At 62.3% G+C, this 9,290-nt stretch carries 10 protein-coding genes; all 10 read right to left on the bottom strand.

Features of this window, described 5'->3' with window-relative positions; all coding sequences use genetic code 11:
- Positions 1-114: 114 nt before the first annotated feature.
- Positions 115-501, bottom strand: a complete 387-nt coding sequence (locus HOP52_RS19320; protein ID WP_238979166.1) for a hypothetical protein — start codon at positions 499-501, stop codon at positions 115-117.
- Positions 502-1,075: 574 nt separating this feature from the next.
- On the bottom strand, positions 1,076-1,381 hold the full coding sequence (locus HOP52_RS19315) for a hypothetical protein (RefSeq protein ID WP_238979165.1): 306 nt from the start codon (positions 1,379-1,381) through the stop codon (positions 1,076-1,078).
- Positions 1,382-1,522: 141 nt separating this feature from the next.
- The gene (locus tag HOP52_RS19310; protein ID WP_238979164.1) at positions 1,523-1,852 is read right to left on the bottom strand and encodes an addiction module antidote protein; all 330 of its coding nucleotides are present in this window, start codon (positions 1,850-1,852) and stop codon (positions 1,523-1,525) included.
- A complete protein-coding gene (locus HOP52_RS19305) occupies positions 1,849-2,148 on the bottom strand; it encodes a type II toxin-antitoxin system RelE/ParE family toxin (RefSeq protein ID WP_238979163.1) in 300 nt (99 codons plus the stop codon). Before HOP52_RS19305 ends, HOP52_RS19310 begins: the two co-directional genes overlap by 4 nt.
- Before the next feature lie 733 nt (positions 2,149-2,881).
- A complete protein-coding gene (locus HOP52_RS19300) occupies positions 2,882-3,838 on the bottom strand; it encodes an Rpn family recombination-promoting nuclease/putative transposase (RefSeq protein WP_238979162.1) in 957 nt (318 codons plus the stop codon).
- A 100-nt stretch (positions 3,839-3,938) separates the two neighbouring features.
- Positions 3,939-4,244, bottom strand: coding sequence for an RpnC/YadD family protein (locus tag HOP52_RS19295; protein WP_238979161.1), 306 nt, complete (start codon positions 4,242-4,244; stop codon positions 3,939-3,941).
- 44 nt (positions 4,245-4,288) lie between these two features.
- Positions 4,289-4,771 carry an Rpn family recombination-promoting nuclease/putative transposase gene (locus tag HOP52_RS19290; protein ID WP_238979160.1) on the bottom strand — a complete coding sequence of 161 codons (483 nt, stop codon included), beginning with the start codon at positions 4,769-4,771 and terminating at the stop codon, positions 4,289-4,291.
- A 336-nt stretch (positions 4,772-5,107) separates the two neighbouring features.
- Entirely contained in the window at positions 5,108-6,607 is a 1,500-nt protein-coding gene (locus tag HOP52_RS19285; RefSeq protein ID WP_238979159.1) for a hypothetical protein, read from the bottom strand.
- An 18-nt stretch (positions 6,608-6,625) separates the two neighbouring features.
- Entirely contained in the window at positions 6,626-7,438 is an 813-nt protein-coding gene (locus HOP52_RS19280; RefSeq protein WP_238979158.1) for a SapC family protein, read from the bottom strand.
- A 171-nt stretch (positions 7,439-7,609) separates the two neighbouring features.
- Positions 7,610-9,290 (bottom strand): hypothetical protein (locus tag HOP52_RS19275; RefSeq protein ID WP_238979157.1); only part of this gene is annotated, 1,681 nt, incomplete at its 5' end.

Raw genomic sequence — 9,290 nt, 5'->3', positions numbered from 1 at the left:
TTTCACCCACTGGGTTTCAACTCATCCTTTCCACCTCCTCGGTTTCCCGGATGACCAGGCTTTGCCTGGCGCACTCAAAAGCGTTGGCCGGTACTGGGTCACTTTACTTGGCCATTAACAGTTGCTTTGCGTCACCAGGCGAATGACACGATCCTCGTAGTCTTCGTGAAGCGGGGCGAGTGTCGTATTGAAGCTGGCGTCCAGCTCCAGCAGCTGCGTCATGCCCGCTTCGTCCGTGAACACATAGGCGTCCTCATCCAGCAGAGCGACGATTTCAGACTTATCGGCATAGCCGTGGGAGGTCACCTCCGCGTCCACATCCGCACTCCCGCGCGCCTGAGTATGGATATGGACCGCACAACCACCAAAAACAATGACTTGGAAGACGCCCTTCTCGCCACTTGCATACACAGGCTCAAGCACATCGAAAAACTCAACGAGTGCACGTCCTAACGCCGTATCGGGCTCGATTACTGGGTAGTCTCCCGGTTCTATCGGCATGATCTCTCCTAAAAGTTCAACATAGATTCTACCACAGCCCCTTGCCATGCCGCCCCGCCCGCTTTCCGTGCCGGCGGCCACCCTGATCGCTCGTCTTTTCTTACTTGGTACCCGAGACCGCATGCCTGACTATCTGACACCGCTCTCTCGTCTCCGGGCGCCCTGCCCGATCTGTGGAAGCCCTTTCCACCAGCCTCTCAAGCGGCGCTGGTGGCATCGCCTGACCGGCAAGCGCCCTCGCCTGCGCTGCCTGGGATGTGGGGCAAGGCTGAAATCCGGCACTCGCGATTGAGGGCCGGCCCCCGATGGCCGGCTGACTTCCGCCTGGCTGCCTCGCTATCCGCTATCCAGTGCCACTGCCCGCAGGCCACATCCCCCGGGGACTGGTCGGGGAATGGAGCAGCTATGGTGGTCTGGGATCAGTAGGATAGGGAACTCAAGGGCATGGGAAAACTTCGCGGCCAGAAGCCAGATAGGGAAGAAGCCAGCAAGGCTGGCTTCCGGTATTGGGATAGCGCGCGGCGTCAACGGGACTCGGATGGAAGGGAAGCCAGCGCCATCGAGGGGATGGTCCTCAGTGCCTGGCTTCCTCACGCAGGGCTTCCACGTCATCCATCGTCAAGCCAGTGGCCTGGGCGATCTGTTCGTCGCTCAGCACGCCTAGCTTGATCAGGTTGCGAGCTGTGTCTCGCTTCGCCTTCTCAGTACCCAACTGCTCACCTTCCTGACGGCCTTCTCGCTTGGCTTCATTCAACAGCGACACCTCATCCCGCAGTGCCCGCTCGCGCACGAAAGCCAGGCGACGGGCTTCCTCGTCGGCACTGAGCTCGCGGATGCGGCTCAGCGCTCGCTTGACGGGCTCGTGGGCAACCTTGGCCATGGTGAGCTCCTCCTGCCAGTGCGTGAAGAAGGCGATCCCCCTATTTATTTTTCGATCAGGTTCATCTGCAAGATGTTCCCAAGTGACACCTTGGGCTGGCGTTCATCCCGCATCTCGAACCGCCAGACCGCCTGCTCGCGTTCAGCGGGGGTATCCGTGAACAGGTCGAAATCCAGCAGGTTCGTCCTGGTGCGGCCGTGCGGTCAGATCCACACCCAAGGCACGCATCACCGCCAGCATGGTTTTCAGCGTTGGGTTTCCTTGCTCACTGAATGAACGATACAGCTGCTCACGGGAGAGGCCGGTTTCACGGGCCAGCTCTGTCATGCCCTTGGCACGAGCCACCACACCCATGGCCTTGGCAATGTAAGCAGAATCGCCGGTCTCCAGCGCATCAGCGAGAAATACGGCAATCGCCTCCTCACTCTCCAGCGCCGCTGCCGGATCGTAATCGTAAACCTTGTCGCTCATGACGCCTCCCACTCTGCTGCCAACCGTTGCGCCGTCTCAATATCGCCTTGCTGGGTGTCTTTATCACCGCCGCACAGGAGAATGATGATCTCATTGCCACGCTGCTTGAAGTAGACACGGTACCCCGGGCCATGATGGATACGCAGCTCACTGATACCCTGCCCCACTGGCTTCACATCACCTGGCAAGCCATTGGCCAATCGAAAGACACACGCGGCAATCAGTGCCTTGGCACGCCGATCACGGAGCTTGCGCTCCCACTTTCGGTAGGTTTCGGTCTGTTTGATATCAAGCATCAACGAATCGTAGTTCTTAAACTACAAAAAGGCAAGGAGGTCCGCGGCTCCGTAGCGGTAGAACGACCGTCTCGAGAAGTCGGTCATGACGGGCATGCCAGACGGGGTCGGGCAGGACGTGACCACTCATTCCGGCGATCGTGACCGAGCGGCTCACCCACTCTCTCGACTCCGGGCGCCCTACTCGATCTGTCGAAGCCCCTTCCCCCACCACTCAAGTGGTGGTGGTGATGGAGCCGCGGTGATGGCCTGGCATCGCCTTGCCCAGCAATGAGACCGTCACTGAATCGGCACCAGGGGCACGCGGCCGCAGCCGCTGAGCAGCAGGGCGGCGGCGAGCGGCCTAACCAGACTGAAGCCTGAGCAACATGACCTTTTCGAAGCCATTGGCCTGCCGGCACCTGCCGCATCACGCTTGTAGTGCCAATTTTGAAAAGGTGTTTCCTGGCTAATCAGTGGTTTACGCTTCTAACTGTCGAACTCGGGGGAGGCGATGGACAACAAACGCTCACGAGGGCGGCCGGCAACACGCGCGACAACCAAGACCAGCCATCCTGTGTCGCCCAGCGACACAGACGCGAATATCGCAACATGTGCACCAAGCCAGGAAGGGTAAAAGCGAAGGGGCCGCGACACCCCGGTTCTCATCCTGATTGTCGCTGGCTTCCGGTATTGGGATAGAGCGCGCGGTCAACAAGCCCTGCCAGGGACGGGAGCCATCACGGGAGAGGCTTCAGTGCTTGGCTTCCCCACGCAGCCGGACCACCTCGTCGATGGGGAGCCCGGCGATCTCCGCGATCATGGCGTCGCCCATCTCGGTGCGGGTGATCAGATTGCGGGCGGTCTTCTCGGCGTGCAGCCTCTCACCTTCCTCACGGCCTTCCTCGCGGCCTTCCTCTCGGCCTTCCTCGATCCAACGTTCAGGCCACTTCTTGATGCGCTCAGCCAGCATGTCATGTACCTCGTGTAAATCCTGCAAGTCGTTGAACTCGGGCAGCTCCATCCCCGGCGCTCGGTGGGGCAGCAGCACGCGACGTATCCACACCACGAAGGCACGCCGCAGCCCGGTCTGCTCCGGGGCCTTGAGCCACTCCACCAGGCTACCCAGCACATCGAGCATGTCCCGCTCGTCTCGGTTGTGCTCCAGCCGGAACAACGCGGCTGCCACGTTGCGCGTCTCGTCCGACCAGTCGGGGGCATTGACGATGGCCCCCTCATCCAGTAGCAGGTAGCTCAGCTCGGGCCGGTAGCGCTCTAGGCCACCCGGTATCCGTTCGACCAGCTCGCTGACGTTCTGTGCGGCACGCCAGCGCTCTTCGCCATTGTAGAGCACCACCGGCAGCACCGGGGGGAGCTTGCCACTGGGAGTCAACGCCTTCTGACGGATCAGGTCCTGATAGAGCAACCCCAGGTAGCTCATGATCCTCACCGCCATGAAGCTATCGACGCTCGACTGGAACTCCAGCAGCAGGTAGACGTAGAGCCAGTCCTCACCCCAGCGGACGCGCCAGATGATGTCGTCTTCCCGATCTCTCAGCTCGTCGGTGACGTAGGAGCCACTGACCTTTTCCAGGGTGGAGAAGTCGAGCTGCGCGACCCACGCCTCCTTGACGAAGCCGGTAAGGAGATCCCTGACCATCTCGGGGTGGGAGAACAGCAGCTTGTAGCTGTGATCATGATGATGGGCCATACACGCTGCATCCTGAAACCAAGGGGCTCAGCATAGCACAGCGCCACCTGGCTTCCGCCTGGGGCTCCTCTCCGCTATCCCTCTTCACGCTATGGGACGCTCAGTGCCTGGCTTCCTCACGCAGCCGGACCACATCCTCGATGGCCAGCCCGGCGATCTCCGCGATCATGGCGTCGTCCATCTCGGTGCGGGCGATCAGATTGCGGGCGGTCTCCCGCTTGGCTTCTTGACGGCCCCGCTGCTCGCCTTCTTCCAGCCCTTCTCGCTTGGCTTCATTGAGAAACGATACCTCATCCCGCAGCGCCCGTTCCCGCACAAACGCCAGACGACGGGCTTCTTCGTCGGCGCTGAGTTCTCGGATGCGGCTCATCGCTCGCTTGACCGGTTCATGGGCCACCTTGGCCATGGTGAGTTCCTCCTGCCAGTGCGTGAAGAAGGCGATCCCCCTATTTATTTTTCGATCAGGTTCATCTGCAGGATGTTCCCCAACGTCACATCGGGCTGGCGTTCGTCCCGCATCTCGAAGCGCCACACCGCCTGCGCACGCTCGGCCGCTGTCTCCATGAAGAGGTCGAAGTCCAGCAGATGCAGGCCCACCGAGGCTCGCAGCTCCTGATAGTCCTCTCCGCTACCGAGCTGCAGGCCCAGGGTGCGGGCCAGGTAGAACAAGCCCCGCTTGTGCCAGGCCCCATAACGACGAACCTGCACCTCGACATTGTAGCAGTGGCCTTCCCCATCACGCGCCAGGACGTCGAGGATGATGTATTTACCCGTGAGTTCACTGGCTTCGATGGTGGGGTTGAGCACCTCCACCGAGGTGATATTGGGCAGGTCCGGGCGCAGGTCGTTGATCAGGTCCACCAGCAGATCCGGGGCATCGGCAAACAGCCGCTTGAAGACGTAGTCGTTGGTGGGATCAAGGAGGTCGGTCATCGGTTGCCACCCGCCGGGCATCTATGGGTAGAGAGGCTCAGCATATCACAGCGCTCCCTGGCTTCCGCCTGGGGCTCCTCTCCGCTCTCTCCTCCACGCTATGGCCACTGCGTTATCCCTCTCCGCTCTCTCCTGACTCACAGGCCCACTCGCCTTGGGGCGGGCCAGGCAATGGAGCAGGCAAGATGGCCTGGCGTCGCCCTGCATGAGTCCTGCTACGTCATCGCTACAGAATCGGCACCAGGGGCACACGGCCGCAGCCGCTGACCAGCAGGGCAAGGGCGGTGGCCAGGAGGAGCGGCTTGAGAGTCAGAATTCGCATGGTGTCGTGGTGTCCTAGATCGGGGTGGTAGTAGTGGAAGGGGAGGTTGAGGTTGAGGTTGAGACAGAGGCTGCCCTTTCCGGCAGGGCCTGCGCGCAGAAGCGCGCCCAGCGCTCCCGGGGGGCGACGGCGTCGACGATCACATCGCCGGTCTCGCTTTTGACCAGCTGCACATGGAGGCCATGGCGCAGTCGCACCTGGTGAATCCGATCGACGATGGCCTGATCCACCTGGGTCGCCGGGAGGGTAAGGCGCTCGTGCACCCAGTCCGCGCCCAGCACCGGCAGGCTGACTTCGCTGACGATGCCGGTGGTCAGCATCTGGCAGATGGCCATGAAGTCGAAGCTCGCGCGGGGGAAACGGGGTCGCGTCACGCTGCTTGGGAAGTAGTCGTCGATGATCGACTCGGCGATGCGGTTGCTGCCTGCCACGTATACGCCAGGAAACGGCAGTACGTCGAGATCGATGTAGGGGTTCTGATTGGCTTCCAGCACCACGCTGCGCGCCGGGTCATCCTCCGGCACGATGAGGTCGAGCCCGGCATTGGGCAGGCCCAGCGCCCGGGTGGCGGCAATGGCCACCTTGGCCGCCGGTGGGGGCAGCGCCCCGGTGCCGTCGATAAAGTCGCCGCCGAACTGGGTGCCGGGCCGGTCGTCCAGGTACACACGCTCGCCGGGGGCCGGCACATCCTCCGGGGTGTGGCCATGGGCGGCGAGAAACGCCAGCGCGCTTTCATCGAGTGCCAGCGGGTCTGTGCGATAGACCGGATGGGCGCGCCTGGCCGCGGCCTTGCGCTCGACCAGTTCGCGCACGCTGCGCTGGCCGTCGCCCACCACGCTGGCTGGACGCCGAATCAGCGCGGAAACCACCCGTCCCCCGGTGACGTAGACCCGATACTCGGTGCCGACCACGAACGCCTCGAGCAGCATGGGAGCGTCCAGGCTGGCGAGAGCGTCGCGCACCTGGGCGGCGGTGAGATTGCGCAGCACCCCGCGCCCCAGGGTGCCATCCACTGGCTTGAGCAGGTAGCGGCCGGCAGGGCCCTGGGTCAGGAAAGGCTCGGCGGCGGCGAGTTCGCCCGGCGCCACGACCACCCCCGGCACCACCGGCACCTCGGCCTTGCTCAGCACCGCCTTGGTATGCGGCTTGGACTCGCAGTGGGCGCTGGCTTCCTGTGTCGTGCGATCCCCCATCACGCGATAGAAGGCGTGGTGGCGACGCCCATCGCCGATGGTGAGGAACTCGCCGCGATAGCCGGAGAACGGCAGGTGGGCGAAGCGCGGGCAGTGGCTGGCCATCTCGTAGTGAAAGGTGACCTTGAGCCCGCGCTGCCAGGCCGCGAGGGCCAGCAGGTAGGCATTGGCACCCAGGTGCGGAATCGCGTGCAGGCGTTGCTTCATCACACTATCGGTAAAATCCGCGCTGGGTCGCTCGGCGGCCGCCGGCGCGGGGGCGGTGCGAGACGCGGAGGCGCTGTGCGCCTTTCGCTGCTGGCGTGGCTTGCGTCTGGCCATTACATCGGTTCCTGTGTGTCAGCGATCGAAGTCGAACTCCAGGTCGTCATCCCCTTCCCCGAAGAAGGCGTCCAGGCTGTCGGTCTGCTCCACCGAATGCAGGTGACGCTCGGCCTTGTCGCTGGGCTTGCCACTGCCGGGCTGCTTGCGGTGGCGGAACTGGAGATCGCCGATCCGGGGCTGGCTAAAGATCTGCACATAGGCAAGGCCCAGGGCACCCGTGTGGGCCAGCTCGGCATAGGTCTCGGGGGGCAGCGAGCGCAGGGTCGCTTCGTCGATGCCGCAGTAGCCCTTGAGGGTCTGGACCTTGTCCTTGGGCTTCCAGCGGATGGCCCAGGGCTTGATCAGCCCGGCCTGGTGGAGCTGGTCGACGAGTTTCTGGGTGGTGCCCAGGGCCTGCTGTCGCTTCTCGTGGAACTGCTTAACCTGGCCGGTCAGCTCGGCCAGCTCCCCGTGCTCGAAGATCGGCTGGGCACCGATGGCCTGGGTCTCGGCAAACAGGCCGCTGTCGGCGTCGATGAACAGCTGCCCTTCCCCGTTCAGGGCAAAGGGATAGCCCCGGTACTGGCTGGGCACGTAGGGCGCCTGCCACTTGCCCTGGGGGGTGAGGTAGACGTTACGGCCGGGTTGCAGGGAGAGCAGCGCGACCAGGTGATAGCGGTCGGCCTGCTCATTGAACACGAAGGCCACCGGGTACCAAGGCAGCACCTGGGTGATCTCGGCCATGGCCACCGGGGCCATATGGTCTTTGGCGGCAAAGGAATAGTCGCGGTACTTGAACCAGCCCGCTTCATGGTGCGTGGCGGGGTCGAGGGGAATCCATCGGGTCATGGGGAGTCCTGTGGTTGGCTGCTGTGAGGGAAATGCCATCCAGCATAAAGGGAAAAAAACCCCACCCTCAAGGAGGGCAGGGTTTCGTTAGATTACCGCTTGATTTGCGTTGACCCTGGGGCACCCGGCCGGAGCCGGGTGCCGTCAAGGCATCTCACTCAGAGAGTGGGATTAGGCGCCAACGTTATCGGCGATAAAGTCACCGAAGGTTCCATCAACGGTACCAACCAGCTTGATATCATCGTTGGTAACTTCTGTATCGGCACTATCGACATACCAGATGTTGCCGTTGTTGCCAATCACTACCGCCTGACCTTCTGCAAAGTCTTCGAAGGCACCAACTCCGCCACCAGATGTGAAATCAGCTTCAGTCAGATCCGTGCCATCGAAGAAGGCCACGCTACCGACGATATCACGTTCGTCATTAGCAACTGCTGCGTCACTGCCATCACCGACTGCGTCGTAACCATCTCCCAGGAAAGCTGAGAAGTCGAGGATATCGGCGAAGTCGCCAGCACCAGCGGTGAAGCCAGTGATCTCGGTGCCGCCATCAACGTCATCCGCGTTGGCGATCCACTCGAAGGTGTGAACCGTGGCTGCGGAATCGTGTGCGTTCAACGGACCAGTTTCTTTGGCAGTGGCAGTGGTGCCCACAGCCTCCCAGGTGACCGTATCGGCTTCGACCATATAAGCGTCCAACGTGGCACCCAGAATCCCATCGTTCTGGGTCTGGGCCAGGGCCGCCGCGTTCCCGGTGACATCCACCGAATCGACGTCGCCGTCACCGTCACGCTCCACCGAGATGGTGAAGGCGCGCTGCTCGATGATCGGATCACCGCCAGAGTCGGTATTGCCGGAATCGACCTGAACCAACACTTCGATGTCGTTGACCACTTCGATGATGTCTTCGGCGGTAGCACCACCCTCACCGTCTTCCAGCTTGCCAAGCTCAAGCTGATCGGCACGCAGGGTCAGGGACACCGGCTCGTCGGCGACGATATCGAAGGTGGTGACGCCCAGCAGACCGGTGAGGTCGGCGTCAGTGCTGACTTCGACCGTGACACCTCCAGACTCGCGGAAATCGCCAGCTTCTGCAGGATCACCATCCTCATCGAAGACACCGTCGTCATCCACCGGCAGCACCCCGAAGTCACCATCGGCATCGTACCAATGCTGAGTGGTCAGCTCGGCCTGCTCGAAGGTCAGGGTGATCGGATCAGTCACATGACGGTTCAGAAGTTCCTCGTCCCGAGTCACGAGTTGCAACTCATCCAGACCACGAATATCGGTCAGGTCATCACCAATCGTGTTATACAGATCCTGATCCACCAGCAGGCTGGTGCCCGGTCCTGCAAAGGTACCACCCGCCGCTTCAAATGCCGCGAACTGCTCGTCGGTCATCTGAACCGTGGCACCTTCCTCGAGGAAGATCGTCACGCCATCCAGATCGAGGTTGGTATCGGTGCCATCCTGCAGGCCACGGAAGTCGACGTGACCCGTGAGGGTCATCTGACCACCGCTGACGCTGATGGATTCGACCGCATCAGCCCCACCGAAATCGAAGTCGCCGTCCAGCAGGAGTTCAGCGTCGCCGCCGAGATCGACGTTGAGAGCCGAATCGGCACCACCGCTGAAGGTTACGTCGTCGGTGATGCGCACCACACTGTCAGCCGCCGCGTTGGAGAGATCGATCGTCCAGACCGCCTCTGTACCCAGCTCAGGCGAGCTCGTGCCCACCACTTCGGACAGCCAGAGGGTGTTGACCCCGGTGCCGCCGGTGAAGGAGAAACCGTCCGTAGACACTTCCCCGACCACCATGGTCAGGGTACCGGTGTGGCCACTGGCATCGATA

The organism is Billgrantia campisalis, from assembly GCF_022341425.1.
Lineage (GTDB): Bacteria > Pseudomonadota > Gammaproteobacteria > Pseudomonadales > Halomonadaceae > Halomonas > Halomonas campisalis.
Note: the sequence above shows the minus strand (reverse complement) of the source record. Positions and strands in the feature narration are given on the sequence as shown.